This window comes from Natrinema longum (genome assembly GCF_017352095.1).
GTDB classification, from domain to species: domain Archaea; phylum Halobacteriota; class Halobacteria; order Halobacteriales; family Natrialbaceae; genus Natrinema; species Natrinema longum.
The window spans coordinates 1-19,292 of record NZ_CP071463.1 but is presented as its reverse complement, the minus strand read 5'-3'; the positions used below and the strand labels follow the sequence as shown (position 1 = coordinate 19,292).

Sequence of the window (19,292 nt, the reverse complement as noted above, 5' to 3'; positions counted from 1 at the left end):
TGGTCGTTTCACTCCGGCGACCAGGTATCGACGCCCTCGAGAACGGCGGTGACCGAATCGGGGAACTCGTCGGGACCGTCGTACGCTTGCCCCGCCTCCCGGACCGCGTCGGGGGCGTCGTCCGCGACGGCCGCGAGTATCTCGACTGCGCTCTCGGTCGCCCCACACTCGCGAACGAACGCGAGTACGCCCGGCACGACCGACTGTGTCTTGGCCGGATACGCGGTGACGCCCACCTGCACGGTCTCGAGCGCCGATCGGCCCTGTGACTTCGAGGCGAAGCCGAGCGCTCGAGAGAACGCCGTGGCGACCGTCGAGCGCGTCCTGTAGTCCGTTCCTTCGGGGGAGTCTCGGTTGAGGATCCGTGCCGTGTTGTCGAGGGCCGCCGCCGCCAGCTCGGCCGGCCGATCCAGCGCGTCGCGGCCGCTCCCCTCGATCGTGTCGACGACGATCTCCGTCCCGCGCCGGCACTGCTGGTCGGATCCGTCCCGTATCAGCGCCAGTAGCGCGTCCTCGACCGGTTCGACGGCGTCGTCCCAGCGGTCCAGCGACGGAGCGAGCGCGGCGGCGACAGCCACCCGAACGCGGTCGTCCGGGCTGTCGAGCGCGTCGATGAGGCGATCGCGGTGGGGCTCGAGCAGATCCGGCCGTTCCGTGCCCAGCGACGCGAGGACGGTTCCCGCGGTATGTCTGGGGCTGCGCCCTCTCGAAGCCCGTCCCGTGACGCCGTCGACCGGGTCCGAGAGCGCCTCGATCAGCACCGGGACGGCCCCAGCGGGGTCGGGATGACGGAGAAACACCGCTGCGCCGTGGTCGTAGGCGTCCTCGTCGTAGCCGCGGACGGCGTAGCCGAAGCCGCCATCGCCGACGAGCAACTCGCCCGCCCGTTTCCTGATCACGGCGACGGGGTCGTCCAGCCGGTCGACGAGGACCGACGACAGTCGCGATTGCAGGTCCGTTGGCCTCGATTCGTCCGCGACGGCCGCTTTCAGAAGCTCCTCGAACATCCCGACGTGGACGACGCTCTGGCGAACGCGCCAGTCCTCGTCGTCCGCCAGTGCCAGATACCGATCCAGTAGCGTCCCGTCGGCACCGCAGTAGACCCCCTCCTCGCTGAAGGTCCGGATTCCGAGGATCCGGCGAGCGACGATGGCGAGGTGTGCCCGGACTTCCGGATCCGGATCGTCGAGGCCAGCCGCGATCACCTCGGGCGTCTCGCCGTCGAAAAGGTTCTCAGCCGCGTAGAATCGCCCCTCCTCGAGGAACCGTCGAGCGAGCGCACTCGCCGCCTCGCGGCGCGTCGCGGGGTCGTCGGCCTCGAGGCGATCGACGAGCGTCTCGGGCGACGGTTCGTCGTCGTCAGACGACGGCATGGATCCCGTACTTCGCAGCGAAGTAGTCGAAAAACCCCTCCTGCAGCGTCATGGCCGTCTCGCGGTCGAGTCGCTCGCGTTCGACGAGTCGCCGTCGCTCCCGTTCGTAGTAGCTGGCACTCACGACACCGGCCGTGTCGTAGCCGTGGACGAGCGCGACGCGATCGACGTGGTCGATGACCGACTCCAGACTGTCGATGACGTCCTCGGTGATGTACTCGATTCCGAAAAACGCCAGGGTGCCGTTGTGAGTCGCCCGATAGTCCACCCGATCAGTGCCGTTCTCGACGGCCGTTACGACCGCGTCCGGATCGCCAGTCGCCGTCAGTTCGACGCTGAACCACTGTCTGTCCGCTCCCATGCTGGGTTCTCGTATCCGTCCGCAATAGTGTTACTGAAATGCCAGCAGTGTCCGTGGGATCGAGATGGGTCAGTGGACGAACCGGAGTCCGCGCCGACCGAAACGAAGCGAAACCGACGGGTTATGCCGTACTCGAGTCGACGGCGGTGCCGTTGTCGCCGATCCGGACGAAGCCGTAGTCACAGTCCGGGCAGTGCCACTTGACCTTCTCGCCGAGGTGGAGCGTCGTGCTGGCAGCACGGTAGAACGTCTTCTCGCCGCCACAGTTGGGACACTCGTGGACGAGTTCCAGAGCCATGCGTGGCGGTAGTGAGCGAAGCGATTTTAACGTACTGATTCCTGCGAGACGCGGGCGCGTGTCGGGAGCGACGACGGATCCCACTGAGTCCGGTGACAGGTACTTAAGTAGAATCCGTGCGTCGGACCAGGCATGTCGATTTACACCGGCCGCGGTGACGACGGCGAGACGGATCTGCGGGACATGACTCGCGTCTCGAAGGCGAGCCCCCGTATCGAAGCGTATGGAACCGTCGACGAACTCAACGCGCTGATCGGCACGATCCGGCCGACCGACCACGACGACATCAACGAGCGACTGTCGGACGTTCAGAATCACCTTCACGTCGTGCAAGCGGACTTCGCGAACCCGGACCCCGACGAGGACGACCCTGCGATCCGTGCCGAGCATATCGAGACGATGGAGGACTGGATCGACGAGTACGACGAGGAACTCGAGCCGTTGACCTCGTTTATTCTGCCGACCGGCAGCGAACACGGGGCGGCGCTCCACCACGCCCGGACGGTCTGTCGGCGCGCCGAACGACGGGCCGTCGCGCTCGCCGCGGAGGAACAGATCAACGAGGACGCGGTGCAGTACCTCAACCGCCTTTCGGATGGGCTGTTCACGTTCGCTCGCGTGGTCAACGCCCGTGATGGAGAACCCGAAGAGGCCCCCGACTACTGACCGGCCCGGACGTTCCGGCGGGTCGTATCGCGGGGACGATCGGCCGACGGTATCCGGTTCGCGCTCGAATCGCGTCCCGCTGTCGGTCGAACTCCGACTACGCGGATTCGGCGTCGGTTTTCTCGACCTCGAGTGAGACGTCGTCCGGATCGACGCCGATTCGGGCGAACTGCGTTCGGACGTGTTCTTTGGCTCCCTCGAGGGCCTGTTCGCGGGTATCGAAGCCCCGCGGCATCGGCGACTCGAACGCGAGATTGACGTCCCGGCCGTCGACGTGCTGTGTCGTGCCGCCGCTATCGACCTCGTAGAACTCGTCGCAGACCCAGACGTACGCGGCGTCTTCGTCGGGCGCGCCGCTGAACGAGGGTGCGCGTTCACCCCGTTCGTACAGCGTCCCGGTGAGCTCCGTCCCGCCCGCACGACCGCGTACCATAAGCATATCTCAGTCTACGCCTCGCGGACGCAAAAACGTCGTGGCATCGGTCGCTACGTGACTCACGATACCGTCGGCCAGTACTTTCTACCGAGTGGCTCAGCCGTCGGGAGCGGCGAACGACCGACGACCCCATCCCGATTCGGACCGTCTCACGACGGAGTCCCGGAAGTGGCACGCGATTCTCCGGGCCTCTCGAGCCGGAACGAATCGGGGGAGTCCCCTCCTCGAACTGAGATCTAACAAAATTCACGTGCAATCACAAGATCTCTTACAGAGCGTGTTCAGCTGCCGGGGAATACCAACGGAAATGTTTCGCCCAAATCGTTTTGGAACTGCCCTTATGCCCGTTGCAAAGATTGGTGTGAGTAATGAGTTCGGACGCTCGTCTCGGCGGCGACGGCACGATCGGTTCACTCGAAAACGTCCCGGCGGAGTGTTACGACATCCTCCGGCATCCCGTTCGGCTTCGTCTCCTCGAGGTACTCGATTGTCGGCAAACGCGGCTGTCGCTCTCGGACCTAGCGACGGAACTGGTCGAACGGCCGACGGGAGCGACCGCGAGTACACGACACGAGGTCCGGATTAGCCTCGTTCACAACCACCTCCCGCGACTCGAGGAGTTCGATATCGTCGACTGGGACGACGACGGTATCGGGCTCGTCGACGACTCGCCGGTTCGCCCCGCCGATCTCTCCGTCCTCCTCGAGTTCTGTGACCACGAGAACGCCACGACACTGCTCGAGACGCTCGTCGACCCCGTTCGGCTGCGGCTACTCTCCGTCCTCGACGGCCGTGACCCGCCGCTCTCGGTCGATACACTCGCCGCTCAGCTGAGCGGTCCCGAGAGCGAGCCGTTCGACCACCCCGAGCGCGCGAAGATCGCGCTCTCTCACTCCCATCTGCCCGCGATAGCCGATCTCGGTGTCATCAGCTACGATCACGACTCGCGACTGATAACGCAGTACGAGACCGAAATCTCCGTCAGCTATCGTCGCAACTGACCGTCGTTGCACACCTGATCGCACGACGACGTTGCGATCAGTGTGTCGATCGGTTCAGTGCCGACTATAGTAGCCGACTCCCGTCCACTCGAAAGCGGCCTGCGGTCCCCCGAACACCCGTGTCGTCCGACCGCGGGTTCGTGTCCGCCCCCGTCCCTGAAGCTCCCTCGAGCGGCGAGGGCCCACAGTATAAGAGCGTTCCGAGCATACAGCCGGCCGTACCGAATCATGGCTGGTGGCCACGACGACGATGACGCCTCGTTCGACCGCACGTCGGGTACTGTGTTCGCTGCTGTCGTCATCACCAGCATTGCCGTTCTGTGTGCTGCCTCGATGAGCCTCGTCGGGACGGCTGTCGCGATCGATCAGGTCGCGATCCTCTCGCCCGATCGGGCGACCGTCGATGCCACACCCGGCGAGACGATCGAACTCGACGTGACCCTTCGAAGCCGGGGCGGTCACGGCGGCGAAGGCGTCGAGGCGGTGACAGTGATCGCCCAGTACCACCCCGACTACCTCGAGATCACCGACGTCGATCGGGGGCCGTGGCTCGAGGGGACCGAGACCGAGGTCGAGGCGTCGGAGACCATCGCCCACGAGCAGGGGACGGCGATTCTCGAGCAACGCCGCGAGCCGACCGCCGGCGGGACGACCGGGGACGGGCGGATCGCGACGGTGACGCTCCGGGTCGCGGACGACGCGCCGGCCGGAACGACGACCGTCTCCCTCGACGAGAGCGCCGTCGATCTCACCGGGGACTGGCCGATCGCGGTCGTCGACGAATCCGCGACGGTCGCGATCGACGGCGGCGACGAGCCACTCGAGCCGTTCGACCACCCCGACGCCGACGAAATCGACCGCGAGCCCGAGGCGTCGAGCGCGGGGGCCGATCCGACCGATCCCGACGAGGAACCGAGCGAAACCGACGGCAGCGATCCGGTTTCCGGCGTTACGATCGCCGTCACCGTTGCCGTCGTCGGCCTCGCGGTGCTCCTGTTGGCAGCCGTTCGTGATGGTCCACGAGGATAAACAGTCCGTCCATCCGGAGGGAAACGCGTTTTACGGATGGGCCGGATGGGGTTGGTATGACCGATCTGGGAGACTTCGGCGATTTCGACGCCGACGCCGGCTCCGAAGACGGCGCGTCGGCCGACGCAGCCGGCTCGTCGCCGTCGTCTTCGGGACCCACTGAACCGGCGAATACGAGGTCGACGACCGAGAGAGGAACGGACGAGTTCGAAGCGACGACCGTCGAACCGAGCGGCGAGGACGTCGGCATCGGAACGATCTGCGTCTCGCAGGGCCTGCGCGTCGCCGAGGACGGCGACGACACCACCCTCCGGGCATACGTCACGCGGGGCAACCGCTCGTCGATCCGCATCGGGAGCTACCTGCTCGCGCCCTATCCCGACGGCGAGACGCTTTTCTGTCGGATCGTCGGCCTCGAGTACGCCCAGCAGTACCACGCCGACGACGCGACGGAGATCCACGCCCGGCGGGCGATGCGAACGGACGAAATCGACGAGTCCGACTACAAGTTCGTCGCCGAACTCGAGCCCGTCGCGGTGCTGTACGACGACGATGGGGAACTGAAACGACGGATGACCGACCGCGTGCCGAAACCCCAGACGGTGATCCGGCAGGCCGACGACACCGAGGAGATCAAAACCGGGTTGAAGATGCCCGACGACGGGGTCTTCCTGGGGCACCTCTCGGTCGGCGGCGAGAAGGTGCGGACGGCGGCCACCCCGCCGACCATCGATTACCGGCTGAAAGACGATTACGACGCGGGCGATCCGCTCGTCTTCCGTCACTCGCTGATCGCCGGCGGCACGGGGTCGGGGAAGACCCACGGCGCGAAGAACATCCTGCGCCAGTATCTCGCCGACGATCGGACGTATCCGATGGACGACGGGCGCGAGGTCAGCCCCGCCGTCGTCCAGTTCGATCCCCAGGACGAGTACGCCCAGATGCACGACGACAATCCCGACCTCGATAGCGACTTCGCGCGACGCCTCGAGCGCGAGGGAATCGCCTACGGCGGTCACGACGATACGACCGCGTTCATCCCGAAAGTCGGGTCGGCGTCGTACGCGGCGGGCCACCACCGCGCCGAACAGGTCGAGTTCACGATCCCGTTCTCGATGGTCCACGACAACCCGTGGCTGGTCGCCGGCAGCGGGCTGAACGACAACCAGTACGGCGCGCTCACGACCGTCCTCCTGCCGCGGTTCCGGAAGCAGTACGGTTCGGGAGGGACCTACGAGGAGTTCACGACGTTCCTCGACGACCCCGCCCTGCGCGAGGAACTCGACGAGTCGGGACGGGTCCACGAGGCAACCTTCGACGCCGTTCGCCGGCGGGTACTCGGTTTCGGTCACGTCTTCGATCAGGACGCGCGCCCGATCACCGACCTCGTTCACGAGTTCGTCCGCCCCGGCGGGCTGACCGTGGTGCCGACCTACCACATCAACGACAGTCGGGCGACCGAGGCCATCGTGCTCGCGGTCTCCTCGCTCGTCATCGACCAGAAGCTCTCGAACGATCCGGAGTACGACCGGATCAAGGAGACGCCGCTCGTGTTGGGCATGGACGAGGCCCACAACTTCCTGACCGACGCCGACTCGGTCCAGGCCGGGAAGGTGATCACGAAGTTCACCGAGGCCGCCAAACAGGGCCGGAAAGAGCGCCTCGGACTCTTCCTCATCACGCAGGATCCACAGGACATCCACGACGCCGTCTTCAAACAGATCAACACCACCGTCGTGCTCAACCTCGGCGACGAGGACGCCATCAAGAGCGTGAACATTCCGAGCAACCTCGAGTCGAAAGTCCCCTACATGGAGAAAGGACAGATGGTCGTCTACTCGCCGGACAACTCCGAACCCGTGGAACTGATCGGGCTTCCGACGTGTCTGACCCGTCACGGACGGGACTGACCGCGGCGACGAACGGGGACGACGGGACAAACCGGCCGGCGGGTCACTCCTCGTCGGTTCGGATCAGTTCCCGAACGCGCTTTGGCGTGACCGGCAGTTCGTCGATCGACACGTCGTAGGGTTCGAGGGCGTCCTCGATCGCGGCCGCGATCGCCGGCGGCGCGCCCATCCGGCCGCCCTCGCCGCCGCCTTTGATCCCGTACTCGGTCCACGGCGACGGCGTCTCGACGTGGCCGATGGTGTAGTCGTCGGGGACGTCGTGGAAGGTCGGGAGGGGATAGTCGTGGTAGTTGTCCGTCGGGAGCTGTCCGTCGGGTTGGTACTGGTATTCCTCGTAGAGTGCCGTCCCGATCCCTTGGGCCGTCCCGCCGGTGATGTGCCCCTTGAGGGTCTCCGGGTTCACGACGGTGCCACAGTCGTGAACGGCGGTGTAATCGAGGAATTCGATCTTGCCGGTTTCGACGTCGACCTCGATGACCGGGATGTGACACATGTGGCCCATGATCGGGTAGAACACCCCCATATCCTCGCGGTCCTCGTCGGGCATCGTCGTGTAGGGGTGATCGTAGGTGTGGTCGGCGGCCAGCCCGCTCCCGACGCCGTCGGGCATGTCGAGTTCGAAGGCGTGTGCCTGCATCGCGATCTCGGGGATGCCGACGCTCTTGTCGGGTGCACCCCGGACGCGAATCTCGCCCTCCTCGAGTTCCAGATCCTCCTGGGCCGCCTCGAGCATGTCCGCGGCGATGGTGAACATCTTCTCCTGGATCTGGCTGGTCGCGCCCTCGAGGGCACCGGAGACCATCACCGTGTACCGGCTGCCGCCCGGCCCGGTTCCCTTGAGCCCCGAGTCGGTATCGGCGTAGTTCACCTCGATGTTTTCGGGGTCCATCGCGAGTTCCTCGGCGACGATCTGCGTCGCGACGGTCTCGGGGCTGTTCCCCCAGAACGGCGAGTGGAGCGTGACGATCGCCTGGCCGGTTTCGTCGATCTTGACCGACGCGCTCTCGGGCGAACTGGTGATCGGGAAGTCGGGATCGTCGTTCCAGAACCAGAACTCGGTCGAACTGAAGACGCTGCGCTCCTGGCAGGTCACGACGCCGATCCCGATGTGGCGGCCGTCCTCGCGGGCGTCGGCCTGTTTCTCGCGCCACTCCTCGTAGTTCGCCAGCTCGAGCGTTTCCTCGAGGACGGCCTCGTAGTCGCCGCTGTCGTACATGTTCCCGCTTGGGATCTTGTAGGGGAACTCCTCGGGCTGGATGAAGTTCTCGCGTCGGAGTTCCACGGGGTCCATCTCGAGTTCGTCCGCCGCCGCGTCGATGAGTCGCTCGAGGACGAAGTTCTGGACTTCCGAACCGAACCCTCGGTAGGCACCTTGCTGGGATTTGTTGGTCGCGACGGCGGTTACGCTGTAGTCGATACTCTCGATGGTGTAGGGGCCGGTCACCTGTGCCATGGCGTTCCCGTGGTGACCGACCTCGAACTGGAAGTACGCGCCGTAGTCGTCGAGCACGTCGATGCGGAGCGCACGCATGGTGCCGTCCTCGTCCAGTGCGAGTTCCGCGGGTCGGTAGTATCGATCGCTGCCGTGGTTGTCGCAGCTCGTGATGTTGTCGACCCGATCCTCGATGAACTTCACCGGTCGCCCGGCCTCGCGGGCCAGGGTCGCGGCGAGCGTCGACACCTTGTGGGCGAACAGTTTGCTCCCGAAACTCCCGCCGGCGATCTTGGGGACGATGTTGATCTTGTTCGTCGAAACCCCGAGCGTCGTGGCGATCAGCCAGCCCATGTAGTTGTACATGGAGGTGTTGGCGTGGATGGTGAACTTGCCAGTCCCCTCGTCGTACTCGGCGACGGCACCGACGGTTTCCATGGGCTGACCGCCCGAACGGGGCCACCTGAGCTCCCGGCTGACGACGACGTCGGCGTCGGCGAACTCGTCGTCGGGATCGCCCGCCGTGAACGTGTTCTGCAGGTAGACGTTCGAGTCGTGACCGTCCTCGCGGTCGGGATGGAGCACCTCCTCACCCTCCGACTCGAGGGCCTCCCGGGCGTCGGTGACGGCCGGGAGTTGCTCGTACTCGACGTCGATCCGCTCGAGGGCGTCCTCCGCGACGTAGCGGTCGTCGGCGACGACGGCGACGACGGCCTCGCCGACGTGACGGACGCGGTCTTTGGCGATACAGTACTGTTCGACGGGCGGGCTCGAGAACGTCGGGAGCGGTCCGGTCTTCTCGGCGGCTTCCTCGCCGGTGAGGACGAGATCGACACCGTCCAGTTGCTCGGCCTCGCTCGTGTCGATGTCCACGATCCGTGCGTGGGCGTGGGGGCTGCGAAGGACCGCTGCGTGGCCCATATTGGCGAGTTGCACGTCGTCGATGTACTCGCCGCGACCGGTCAGCAGTCGTGGGTTTTCGACGCGGTCGATGTTCTTTCCGATGACCTCGAACTCGCCGTCCTCCGTTTCTTCCGCTGGCGGTTTGTTCCGTTTCTCGGCGATGTCGTCCGGCGTGCGATCGGATTTACTCATCAGTCATCACCCGCGGTAGACAGCTCTTCTCCCTCCGCTTCGGCCGGTGCCTGGATCCGTTCGGCCGCCGCTTCGACCGATTCGATGATCGGCGCGTAGCCCGTACAGCGGCAGACGTTTGCGCCCAGCGCTTCCTTGATCGCCTCCCGATCCGGATCGGGGTTCTCCTCGAGGAGTTCCTTCGTCGAGAGCAACATTCCGGGCGTACAGAAGCCACACTGGAGGCCGTGGTTCTCGTGGAACGCCTCCTGTATCGGGTGCATGTCGTCGACGGTCCCCAGGCTCTCGACAGTCTCGATCTCGGCACCGTCGGCCTGTACTGCGAACGTCAGACAGGAGCGGACGGTCTGCCCGTCCATCAGGACGTTACACGTTCCACAGGCACCGTGTTCGCAGCCGACGTGGGTGCCGGTCAAACCGACGTCCTCCCTGATGAAATCGCTCAGCAGCCGCCGTGGTTCGACCTCGCGTTCGTACTCCTCTCCGTTGATCGTGATCGTAATCGATTCCGGTTCGATGGTATCGGATGTCATGGATGGCATCGTGTGGTGGCTGATCTCAGACTCGGTCGTGTGCCTGTTCGAGGGCTCGGTAGGTGAGCGCACCCACGAGCTCCCGCTTGTACCCGGGATCGGCGTGAACCGTCGCGCTCGGGTGATCGGATTCGCCGACCTGGTTGACGCGTAGCTCCGCCGATTCCGCGGTTTCCTGTTCGGTGACGGAAACGTTCTCTCGAGCCGCCGTCGCCGCCGCCTCGAAGCTATCGGGGCCGACCGGTTCGCCCTCGATCGCCGCTTCCGCGTCCTCGATACGCGTCGGGCTGGCGTCGACGCCGGCGTAGGCCAACCGGGCGCTCCGGCACTCGCCGTCGGCAGCCTCGAGCGTCGCTGCGACGCCGGCGATCGGCCAGTCGGAGTCGACGATCGCCTCTTCCTGGAAGCCGTAGCCGACGCCGTCTTCCTGCACCGGGACGCGGAGTTCGGTCAGCAACTCGTCGGACTCGAGCGCCGTGTCCATCCCCCCGTGGAAGAAGTCCGCGGCGTCGATCACGCGCTCCCCGTCCTCGTTTCGGGCGACGAGCGCTCCCTCGAGAGCGGTGACGACGGCCGGCAGTTCGGATCGCGGATCGGCGTTCGCGAGGTTGCCGCCGATCGTTCCCCGATGCCGAGTCGGCTTGTGGCCGACGTACTGGAGCGCGTCGGCGAGGAGCGGGCAGTGCTCCGTTACGTCCGAGTGGTCGCGGACGTCCGACTGACGGGTCATCGCACCGATCGCGAGTTCGTCCCCCTCTCTGTGAACGTACTCGAGGTCGGCGACGTGGTTCAGATCGACGACGACGTCCGGCTTGGCGGTGCGGTAGTTCATCCGCGGGATGAGGCTCTGTCCCCCCGCGAGAACCGTCGCCTCCTCGCCCTCACTCGCGAGGACGTCGACGGCGTCGTCGATCGTTTCGGGCCGTTGATAGTGGAATGCGGTGGGTTTCATGGTTGTGTCATGTGATAACTACAATCACGACCGCCCGTACCTTATCGGACGGCATAAAAGTGCCTGAAAAACCTAATATGAATATAATTATTTTATCTAATATGTACAGTTTATCGTAACAGCATAGTAGAACGATAAACGTTGACGACGGAATCCGGCTATCGCGAGAGTGACGACCGAGACCGGGAAATACGGCCGCCCTCTCTCGATAGCTCGATTCGCATTCGTGTAAGCTAGAACGAATGCGTCCGGGAATCCCCTATGTATGGAGTATTATATGATCGATTTACTGTCAAAACTAATCGTCCATCGGCGTGCCGAACGGAGGCGGGGATCGATCTCACCCGTTTCTCGCACCGGCCGACGAACGACGGGAGTTCGAGCAGGCGGTCGATTTCACCCCTGGTGTCGCTCACGTCGTCTCGAGCAGCGTCCGCTCGAAGAAGGTTCCGACGGTGCTCGCGATCTCGTCGCGGGCCCCCAGGAAGAAGTGATCGCCAGCCAACGCAGTGGTCTCGTCGCTCCGGTCCCGCGCCCGTTCGACGATCGGTTCCCAGTCGACGGTCCCGTCACGCTCGCCGTACAGGACGTGGACCGGCGATTCGATCCCCTCGAGTGCCTCGAGGGCGTCGAGATCGTCGTCGAGTCGCGCCGTCGGTGCGAGGACGGCGACCGCGTCGGGGTCGGTGTCCGCAGCCGCGAGCAACGCCAGTGACGCGCCGAAACTGTAGCCGAAGACGCCGACCGGACGGCTATCGGTCGACGCGTCGTCACCCCACTCGCGAGCCCACTGGATGGCGTTGCGAACGTCGCGCCGTTCGCCCACGCCCTCGTCCCACGGGCCGTAATCGAAGCGGAGACAGGCGATTCCGGACTCGCGAAGGGCCTCCGCGACCGCGACGAGGCGCTGGTCGCTTCGCGAACCGCCCTGCTGTGGATGGGGCGGACAGGCGACGACGATCGCCCGCGGTTCGTCGGTCGGTTCCTCGAGCGTCCCGCGAACGTCGCGTTCGGCGGGGATCAGCACGTCCATGGTGGACGTTTCCGCCGGTCGGTAATCAAGGTCCGCCCGTGCAGGGAGCGAGACGAACGACGAGGATGGGTCAAAAATGACGGAGGGCGATGCGTCAGCGGGGGTGGGGACGACGAAGCGTGTGGAGAGCGTCGCGGATTCGATCGGGTTACTCGGCGGTCTCGATCTCGTAGTCGCTGTCCTCGATATCGATCACCTCGCTATCGAGCGCCTCGATCACGACGAACGATCGCGTAACCGTCCGGTTCTCGAGGTCGACGGTCACCGAGACCGACGCCGTCTCGACTCCTGGGGGTGCCAGTTCCATGGTCACCGTCTCCGGCCCGTCGCCGGTCGCGGCCGTGACGGTCGCGTCCAGGTCGTCGGGATCGTCGAACTGACTCTGGATGGTGTAGCTCGCGGCGTCGTCGGCACGGACGACGTCCTCGATCAGGTCGCGGTCGGCATCGGTCACGAGACCCGTTTCGTCGGTGAACTCGAGGTCGACGGGCTCGAGCGCCGGGAGCCCTCGTTTCACCGTCACCGTCTCCGCCGCTGGATCGACCACCGCGACCGCGTTGGGAAGTCGGTCGTCCGTCGGCGTGACGCGGACGGTCATCGTGTCGGTGGGGGTAAACTCGCCGGTTTCCGCGTCGAGTTCTCGATCCTGTTTCACGTCCATCTCGATCCGTTCGGGGTCGTCGAAGTACCGCCGAACGTCCTCGCTCGCCCAGACGAGCGCCGCGAACTCCTCGGGGTCGTGTTCCGAAAGCGACTCGCGGTGCTCGACCAGGGAAACGGTGACGTCGTCGAGTTCGACGCTCGTTTTCGTCTCGTTCGAAGTGGTGACTTCGACCGCGGTTCCGGCCACCGACTCGTCGATCGTGGCGTCGGCCGAAATCGTTTCGCTCGCGTTCCCGGAGAGCACGTAGGTTCCGTTCCCGTCGGCTTCGACGTCGACGGCAACGGACCCGCTGTCGCTCTCGTTTACCGTCAGTGCGCCGGAAACGGACCGGTTCTCGACGGATCCGGACGCGAGATCGACGTCGGCGTGGACCGTCGACGACTGTCCGTCGGACGCAGTGAGCGCGACGCTCACCCGGTCGCCCTCGCGGTCGACGACGGCAGCGTCGACCGTTGCGGGCTCCTCGAGCAGCGTCTTGATCTCCCACTCGACGTCGGGATCGTCCAGCAGGATCTGCGCGACCCGATCGCGCTCGTCGTCGGTCAATCGGTGCTTGCCCTCGCCGAATTCGACGTCGACGTCGTCGACCGAGTGCAAGCCTTGCTCGAGGCTGGCCGTGTCTTCGTCCAGATCGACCGTCACGAACGCGTAGGGAAGGCGTTCGTCGACGGGCGAAACCTGAACCCGAACCGTGTCGTCGGCGGGAACGAACTCGTCGTCGTCCTCGTCGTACGTCGTCGGTTCGGTGACCTCGAACTCTAAGCCGTCGGGGTCGTCGAAGTAGCTGCGCACGGCCTCGTCCTCCCAGACGAGGTGTGGGAGTCGGTCCGCCTCGTCGTCTGTCAGCGCGTCGAGGTCGCCGACTAGTTCGACGGTGGTATCGTCGAGCTGTTCGTCTCCTGAACCGTTCGTGCCCGTGTCGCCCGCAACGACGAGCAGACCCGTCGCGAGGGTCACGGTCGTCGCGAGTGCGAGCACGTAGATCGCGTACTTGTAGTCTTGTTTCATGGGGACCACGTTCGTGGACGGCGATCCGGACGACGCCATCGTCACCGAGAGGATCTCGGTACCGGTCGCCCCGATCGCTCCACTCGACCGTTAGCAGAAAGCCCCTTTCAAACCCCGTTGGAAACGGGCGTGAAACGCGTTCGAAACGCGTTTCGGAGCCGTTTCAGACGCGTTTCATCCGTTTCGAACGGCGACGAATCGCAGTATTCATACGGTGGGCTGCGAGGGCAACGGAACGATGACCGCCGTCGATCCACCTCGAGTCGCGTTCGTCCTGTCACTCGTCGTCCTCGGGATCAGCGTCGCCGCGTTCGCCAGCGTCGCCGGAGCCACGTCGGTGCTGACGAGCGAACCCGCCGGTACGTTCGCGATCGACGACGGTTCGCTGACGTTCGCGGCGGGGGACGGGACGGAAACGACGATCGTCGACGACGTGAGCGACCTCGAGCGGATCGAGATCTCCCACGAGACCGGCGGATTCGCCGTTACGACGGAGCCCCGCGACCCGCCGCGGTTGAGCGAGGACCGCCGAGAACTCGCGAAACGAACCGCGCTGACCAACGCGACGATCGCAGATCGACTCGAGACGACCGGCGGTGCGACGGTCACTGTGATCCCGATCAGTGCGGGAACGCTCCCTCGAGAACGGGCCGAACTAGCCGAAATCGATCGTGACGGGGGCCGAGTACGGAACGGGGCCGTCGACGAACCGACCTTCGAGACGCGCTCGGCGGGCCCCAACCGAGTGATCGTGCGCTCGCAGAACACGTCGGCGATCCGTGAGGATCGCGCACTCGTGATCGTCGAACCCGTGGGCGAACCCGTGGAATACCGGACCGTGATCGATCTCGAGTCCGAAACCGTCGAACGACTGCTCCGTCTGGAGTTCGTCGCGGGATGAGACGCGCTGCTGTCCGTCAGTGACGGTGTACTCCGAACTGCCTTGCGGTGACACCAGTAGATCGGTCCAGGAGACCGTATGAATCGGGGGCTGCGATGTGCCCGCCCGTACCGGTCCGTCAGACTCGGCCGTCTCGAGTACTGCCCGTATCCGGACACAGAACGGCTCAACGGCACCCACGACGACAAATCGATGATACTTAGGGGTGGAACGAACGTGGTTGAGCCATGGTCCTCCGAGTCCTCCAGAATACTCGGCTCGTCACGGCGACCGTCCTCGTCGCGTCGACGGTCGTCCTCGCCGGACAGATACTGAACCCGCCCCGAATCGTGGTCGCGGCCAGCGGTGCCGGTGCCGACGTGACCGCGGTCGGCAGCTACTTCACCTATCGGGAGATCGGCGTCGTCGCCGTCGCCGCGTGTCTCTGCGGCGCGAGCGCGGCGGTCCTGTTGCTCCAGCACCGATCGAGTTCGGCCCCCGATCCGGGGCAGTCACGCGCCCTGACCGACGGTCGTTCGACGCTCCAGCGGAGCGACGATCTGCTCGAGGCGCGGCGACGGGAGTGGGAGGAGACGACCGACGAGCTGGCGGACACCGAACGCGTCATCTACGAAACCGTTCTCGACGCCGACGGCGTCCGGGCCCAGCGCGAAATCGTCGAGGAGACCGACCTCTCGAAAGCGACCGTGAGCAGAACGCTCGATACGCTCGAGAGCAAAGGACTCGTCGAACGGAAACGACGGGGAACCGGCAACGTCGTCATGCTCCTCTGAGACGGTCTCCTGTCCGTCAGTGCCGGTGGGACCGCAGGGCGGGTCCCGGTCCCACCGGCACAACAAACCGTATGAGCGGGGGAGACGAGTCGTCTCGGCTCCCGTGCCCTACGGACGGGGCATCGGAATCGACTGTTGCCGAAGTGATGTTTTTAAGGCCGGGGAGCGATACGTAGCGAGTATGGGCATCCTCTCTCGGGCCTCCTACGTCATTCGATCGAAGCTCAACTCGGTGCTCAACCGGGCGGAAGATCCGACCGAAACGCTGGACTACTCCTACGAACAGATGCGCGACCAGCTCCAGCAGGTCAAACGCGGCATCGCCGATCTCACGACGCAGAAAAAGCGCCTCGAGATGCAGAAACGCCGCCTCGAGGAGAACGTCGAGAAACACAACGAGCAAGCCCGCACCGCGGTCGAGCAGGACCGAGAAGATCTGGCGCGACGCGCCTTGGAGAAGAAGAAGACGAAAATGAACCAGATCGAGGATCTGGAACGCCAGATTTCGGACCTGCAGGGCCAACAGGACCGGCTGATCGAACAGAAGAACGAACTCCAGAGCCGCATCGAGGAGTTCCGGACGAAAAAGGAGACGATGAAAGCACGCCACGAGGCCGCAAAAGCCAGCTCCACGGTTTCGGAGGCCATGACGGCTACCGGCGAGGAGTTCGAGGACGTGGGCCGGGCCATCGAGCGCGCCGAAGAACAGACCGAAGATATGGAGGCCCGCGCCGCCGCAATGGACGAACTCCACGAATCGGGCGCGTTCGAGGACGTCATGTCCGACAAGGACAACATCGACCGCGAACTCGAGCAGCTCTCGACCGACAGCGGCGTCGAAGCCGAACTCGAGACGCTCAAATCCGATGTCGGTGGGGAGGAGACATCGACGGCGGACTCCGAGACCGAGGCCGACGCCGCGGCCGAGGTCGACGACGAGGACCTCACGGAGCTCGAAAACGAGGACCAGGAGGACGTCGAGGCCGAACTCGCGGAGCTACAGGACGAAGAGAACGCGTAGCGTCGACGCTCTCCTTCCGGTCTCCCTTCCCGCTCGAGCCGATCGCGGGATCCGAGTCGTGGGGCTGGGCTTCGCGGTATCCGTCAGCGACGCCGAGCAGCGAGTAGTGTGGCAGCGTGACGTCCACTCCTCGGCGACGGCGTCGGTTTATACATTGGAGAGAAACTGTTAGGACCGTTCACGTTCAAGGAAACGGTATGAGCGACGATTCTCCGTTCGAATCCATTTCGCTGACGAATCAGCTCGTCCTGTTGAGCGTCGCCGACCTCGCCCGCGAGGACGAGACGCCGATCCAGACACACGAGCTGCGACAGCACTGCCGGCAACAGCTCTCCGAGATCGACACCGAGCCCGTCGGCACGCTCTCGGAAGCGGACGTCATCCGGTCGCTGTACCGACTCGAGGACGTCGGCCTGGTCGACGAGGTCGACTCGACGGAAACGTCACCAACCGGGAAGGGACGGCCGGTGTACACGCTGGCCGTGAGCATCGATGCCGTCTACGATGCGGTTTCCGACGAACTGCGATCGAACTGAGCGTTTCGAGCATCGACCTCTCCGATCGCAGCGAGGGAACGTCAGCAGCGTCGTTCCGGGCTCGAGGGCGAACCGATGCATACACGAGTCCTCCAGCGAGCGATGCACAAGCGACGGAACCCGCGTTCCGACAGTTCCGACGGGGCCCGACCGTCGGCTACCGGATCGCTCGAGCGAGGTTTGGAGTTCCGTTTTCGCTTCCGAAAGCGGACCACGTCGCTACGCTGTGGGCCGGACCGGAACCGCGATCCCGTCCGGATCCGCGAGTTCGATGCCCCCCTGGAACTCCGCGATCACGGCGGCCTCGTCGGCCGCCCGCTCCCGGATCGCCTCGACCGCTTCGGCAGCCGGAACGAGCAGTTCGAACCATGCCAGCCCCAGTCCGTCCGTCGGCGTGGACCGCTCGTTCCAGCGGTTCACGCCGACGTGGTGGTGGTAGTCCCCCGCCGCGAAAAAGAGCGATCCCGGCACGTAGGACATGGAGACGTCGAACCCCAGCGTCTCCGCGTAAAACGATCGGGCCGCCTCGAGCGAGGATACCTCGAGATGGACGTGACCGACGGTCGTTCCGTCCGGTGCCAATCGTGACCCGTTCGCCGTCGTGACATCGTCGGCCGTGGCCGCGAGGGCGGCGAGATCCAGCGGGCCGCCGGTCGCCCGGAGCGTTCCGTCGTCGGCGCGCGGCCACGCGTCTCGGGGCCGGTCGCGATACAGTTCGACGCCGTTTCCCTCGGGATCGGTACAGTAGAGGGCCTCGCTGACGCCGTGATCGGCGGCTCCCTCGAGCGTCCAGCGGTCGCGAATCCGCTCGAGGGCGGCTCCCAGCGCCGGCCGCGAGGGGAGTTTGAAGGCGTTGTGGTAGAGTCCGGTTTCTCGATCGCCGCGTGGCTCGGTGTCCGGAGCGGCTTCCAGGACGAGCAACGGCGTCCCATCGATGCCGAGCGTCGCCCCCGTCTCGGTTCGGGTGACGACGCTGAGGCCGACGACGTCGCGGTAGAACTCGATCGTCGTCGCGGTGTCGGCGACGCGAAGCGCGGTCCGACCGAGACGGGTCCCAGCTGGGAGCGTCGGAGATCGGCTCATGCGTCCGTTAGGAGCGGCCTGCTAACCTCTCTTTCGGCCGACGGTGTACCGGAGCGGTCCCGATCGGTCACCGATCCCCGTCCGGTTCGCCGTCGTCGTCGACGAGCCGATAGGTTCGGCCCCGCCGCTTGCCGACGGCCTCGATCAGGTCGTAGTGAACCATCTTCGTCAGGTAGTTGCGCAGCGTCCGGTTCGTCTTCGGCTCGTCGACCCGTCGTTCGTACGCCGCGTAGAGTTCGCCCGGTTCGATCTCGCCGGCCTCGGCGATCACGTCGTACAGCACTCGCTGGTGTTCGATCAGCCCCTCGATCGTTTTCCGGCGGATCGCCGACCGGGCGTCTGGGATCGCCGCCCCGAGGATCTCGTCGGTGATCGATTCCATCCCCTGTCGCTCCCCGCGCCGGGCCGCCGACCGGAGGATCCCGATGCCGACGCGGGCGTCGCCCGAGGCCGCGTCGGCGATCGTTCGCAACTGCGAGTCGCTCACCGCGCCCGGCTCGAGGGCCTTGTCCGTCCGCTCGGCGAGGATCGCCGCGAGCGTGTCGGTGCCGTAGCGATCGAACCGGACTCGGGTGCCGGCGTGGAGCCGCGAGCGAACCCGATCGTCGAAGCTCGCGAACAGCTCCACCTCGCGGTTGGCGATCAACACGAGCGAGACGTGGGGGAGCCGGTGGAGGTCGTACAGCACGCCCGTCTCCTCTAGCTGGTCGACCTCGTCGAGAACGACGACGAGTGGCCCGTCATCGGCCCGCGAGAGCCGCTCGAACAGTTCGTCTTTCGGCGTCGAGCGGTGGACGTCGACCGCCCGGTCGATCGCCTCGAGAACCCGATAGAGGACGCGAAACCGGGTGTATTCCTGCCAACAGTTGACGTACGCCAACCGGACGGTCGGCTCCTGCTCGCGCAACTGGGCGAGCGTGTAGCGAGCGATGCAGGTCTTGCCGACGCCCGTCGGACCGAACAGGAAGGCGGGATCGGGCCGCCCGTCGGACAACAGCGGCTCGAGGGTTTCCGAGAGGAGGGTCACCTCGTCGTGACGATGGACTACCTCGCTGGGCACGAAATCGTCGCGCAGGACGCGGCCGTCGACGATCACACCGTCCGGTTCGGTCTCGATCGTCTTAAGCGACGCCGGGGTGGTTCCGAAACTTCCGAAACACCGGCCCGGCTGCGAGCCTCCCGCCGGT

At 65.4% G+C, this 19,292-nt stretch carries 19 protein-coding genes; 8 read left to right on the top strand and 11 right to left on the bottom strand.

Annotated elements, in window-relative coordinates:
* Positions 1-8: 8 nt before the first annotated feature.
* The 3 genes from J0X27_RS00095 to J0X27_RS00085 all read right to left on the bottom strand — a co-directional run bounded on the left by J0X27_RS00095 (position 9) and on the right by J0X27_RS00085 (position 2,032).
* Entirely contained in the window at positions 9-1,373 is a 1,365-nt protein-coding gene (locus J0X27_RS00095) for a hypothetical protein (RefSeq protein ID WP_207270487.1), read from the bottom strand.
* Positions 1,360-1,734 (bottom strand): hypothetical protein, encoded by a 375-nt coding sequence (locus J0X27_RS00090; RefSeq protein ID WP_207270486.1) that lies wholly within the window; start codon positions 1,732-1,734, stop codon positions 1,360-1,362. The genes J0X27_RS00095 and J0X27_RS00090 overlap by 14 nt, the downstream gene beginning before the upstream one ends.
* A gap of 121 nt (positions 1,735-1,855) precedes the next feature.
* A complete protein-coding gene (locus tag J0X27_RS00085) occupies positions 1,856-2,032 on the bottom strand; it encodes a DUF7838 family putative zinc beta-ribbon protein (RefSeq protein WP_169924343.1) in 177 nt (58 codons plus the stop codon).
* 132 nt (positions 2,033-2,164) lie between these two features.
* Here J0X27_RS00085 and J0X27_RS00080 point away from each other — a divergent pair, with 132 nt between their 5' ends.
* Complete coding sequence (locus tag J0X27_RS00080) at positions 2,165-2,698, top strand: cob(I)yrinic acid a,c-diamide adenosyltransferase (RefSeq protein ID WP_207270485.1); 534 nt, start codon at positions 2,165-2,167, stop codon at positions 2,696-2,698.
* A gap of 97 nt (positions 2,699-2,795) precedes the next feature.
* Here J0X27_RS00080 and J0X27_RS00075 read toward each other — a convergent pair whose 3' ends face one another.
* Complete coding sequence (locus J0X27_RS00075) at positions 2,796-3,137, bottom strand: DUF7113 family protein (protein WP_097378993.1); 342 nt, start codon at positions 3,135-3,137, stop codon at positions 2,796-2,798.
* 365 nt (positions 3,138-3,502) lie between these two features.
* On the opposite strand from J0X27_RS00075, the gene J0X27_RS00070 reads away from it, so the two are divergent.
* From J0X27_RS00070 to J0X27_RS00060, 3 genes are all read left to right on the top strand, one after another.
* Positions 3,503-4,135 carry a DUF7344 domain-containing protein gene (locus tag J0X27_RS00070; RefSeq protein ID WP_207270484.1) on the top strand — a complete coding sequence of 211 codons (633 nt, stop codon included), beginning with the start codon at positions 3,503-3,505 and terminating at the stop codon, positions 4,133-4,135.
* 228 nt (positions 4,136-4,363) lie between these two features.
* Positions 4,364-5,164, top strand: a complete 801-nt coding sequence (locus J0X27_RS00065) for a cohesin domain-containing protein (RefSeq protein ID WP_207270483.1) — start codon at positions 4,364-4,366, stop codon at positions 5,162-5,164.
* A 56-nt stretch (positions 5,165-5,220) separates the two neighbouring features.
* Positions 5,221-7,074, top strand: a complete 1,854-nt coding sequence (locus J0X27_RS00060; RefSeq protein ID WP_207270482.1) for an ATP-binding protein — start codon at positions 5,221-5,223, stop codon at positions 7,072-7,074.
* A gap of 43 nt (positions 7,075-7,117) precedes the next feature.
* Here the strand turns inward: J0X27_RS00060 and J0X27_RS00055 are convergent, their stop codons facing one another.
* The 5 genes from J0X27_RS00055 to J0X27_RS00035 all read right to left on the bottom strand — a co-directional run bounded on the left by J0X27_RS00055 (position 7,118) and on the right by J0X27_RS00035 (position 13,791).
* Positions 7,118-9,601 (bottom strand): xanthine dehydrogenase family protein molybdopterin-binding subunit, encoded by a 2,484-nt coding sequence (locus J0X27_RS00055; RefSeq protein ID WP_207270481.1) that lies wholly within the window; start codon positions 9,599-9,601, stop codon positions 7,118-7,120.
* Positions 9,601-10,134: a (2Fe-2S)-binding protein gene (locus tag J0X27_RS00050; RefSeq protein ID WP_207270480.1), complete on the bottom strand. Its 534-nt coding sequence runs from the start codon at positions 10,132-10,134 to the stop codon at positions 9,601-9,603. Before J0X27_RS00050 ends, J0X27_RS00055 begins: the two co-directional genes overlap by 1 nt.
* A 25-nt stretch (positions 10,135-10,159) precedes the next feature.
* Positions 10,160-11,086 (bottom strand): FAD binding domain-containing protein, encoded by a 927-nt coding sequence (locus J0X27_RS00045; RefSeq protein ID WP_207270479.1) that lies wholly within the window; start codon positions 11,084-11,086, stop codon positions 10,160-10,162.
* A 412-nt stretch (positions 11,087-11,498) separates the two neighbouring features.
* Positions 11,499-12,119 carry an alpha/beta hydrolase gene (locus tag J0X27_RS00040; protein WP_207270478.1) on the bottom strand — a complete coding sequence of 207 codons (621 nt, stop codon included), beginning with the start codon at positions 12,117-12,119 and terminating at the stop codon, positions 11,499-11,501.
* A gap of 148 nt (positions 12,120-12,267) precedes the next feature.
* Complete coding sequence (locus J0X27_RS00035) at positions 12,268-13,791, bottom strand: hypothetical protein (protein WP_207270477.1); 1,524 nt, start codon at positions 13,789-13,791, stop codon at positions 12,268-12,270.
* Positions 13,792-14,029: 238 nt separating this feature from the next.
* Here J0X27_RS00035 and J0X27_RS00030 point away from each other — a divergent pair, with 238 nt between their 5' ends.
* From J0X27_RS00030 to J0X27_RS00015, 4 genes are all read left to right on the top strand, one after another.
* Complete coding sequence (locus J0X27_RS00030; protein WP_207270476.1) at positions 14,030-14,692, top strand: hypothetical protein; 663 nt, start codon at positions 14,030-14,032, stop codon at positions 14,690-14,692.
* A gap of 227 nt (positions 14,693-14,919) precedes the next feature.
* The gene (locus tag J0X27_RS00025) at positions 14,920-15,465 is read left to right on the top strand and encodes a helix-turn-helix transcriptional regulator (RefSeq protein ID WP_207270475.1); all 546 of its coding nucleotides are present in this window, start codon (positions 14,920-14,922) and stop codon (positions 15,463-15,465) included.
* Positions 15,466-15,646: 181 nt separating this feature from the next.
* Positions 15,647-16,486: a PspA/IM30 family protein gene (locus J0X27_RS00020; RefSeq protein WP_207270474.1), complete on the top strand. Its 840-nt coding sequence runs from the start codon at positions 15,647-15,649 to the stop codon at positions 16,484-16,486.
* Positions 16,487-16,683: 197 nt separating this feature from the next.
* Positions 16,684-17,022, top strand: coding sequence for a hypothetical protein (locus J0X27_RS00015; RefSeq protein WP_207270473.1), 339 nt, complete (start codon positions 16,684-16,686; stop codon positions 17,020-17,022).
* 219 nt (positions 17,023-17,241) lie between these two features.
* On the opposite strand, the gene J0X27_RS00010 is transcribed toward J0X27_RS00015, so the two are convergent.
* Together J0X27_RS00010 and J0X27_RS00005 are read right to left on the bottom strand one after the other, a co-directional pair.
* Complete coding sequence (locus J0X27_RS00010; RefSeq protein ID WP_207270472.1) at positions 17,242-18,105, bottom strand: VOC family protein; 864 nt, start codon at positions 18,103-18,105, stop codon at positions 17,242-17,244.
* Between the two features lie 67 nt (positions 18,106-18,172).
* Positions 18,173-19,201, bottom strand: a complete 1,029-nt coding sequence (locus J0X27_RS00005) for a Cdc6/Cdc18 family protein (RefSeq protein ID WP_207270471.1) — start codon at positions 19,199-19,201, stop codon at positions 18,173-18,175.
* Between the last annotated feature and the right edge of the window lie 91 nt (positions 19,202-19,292).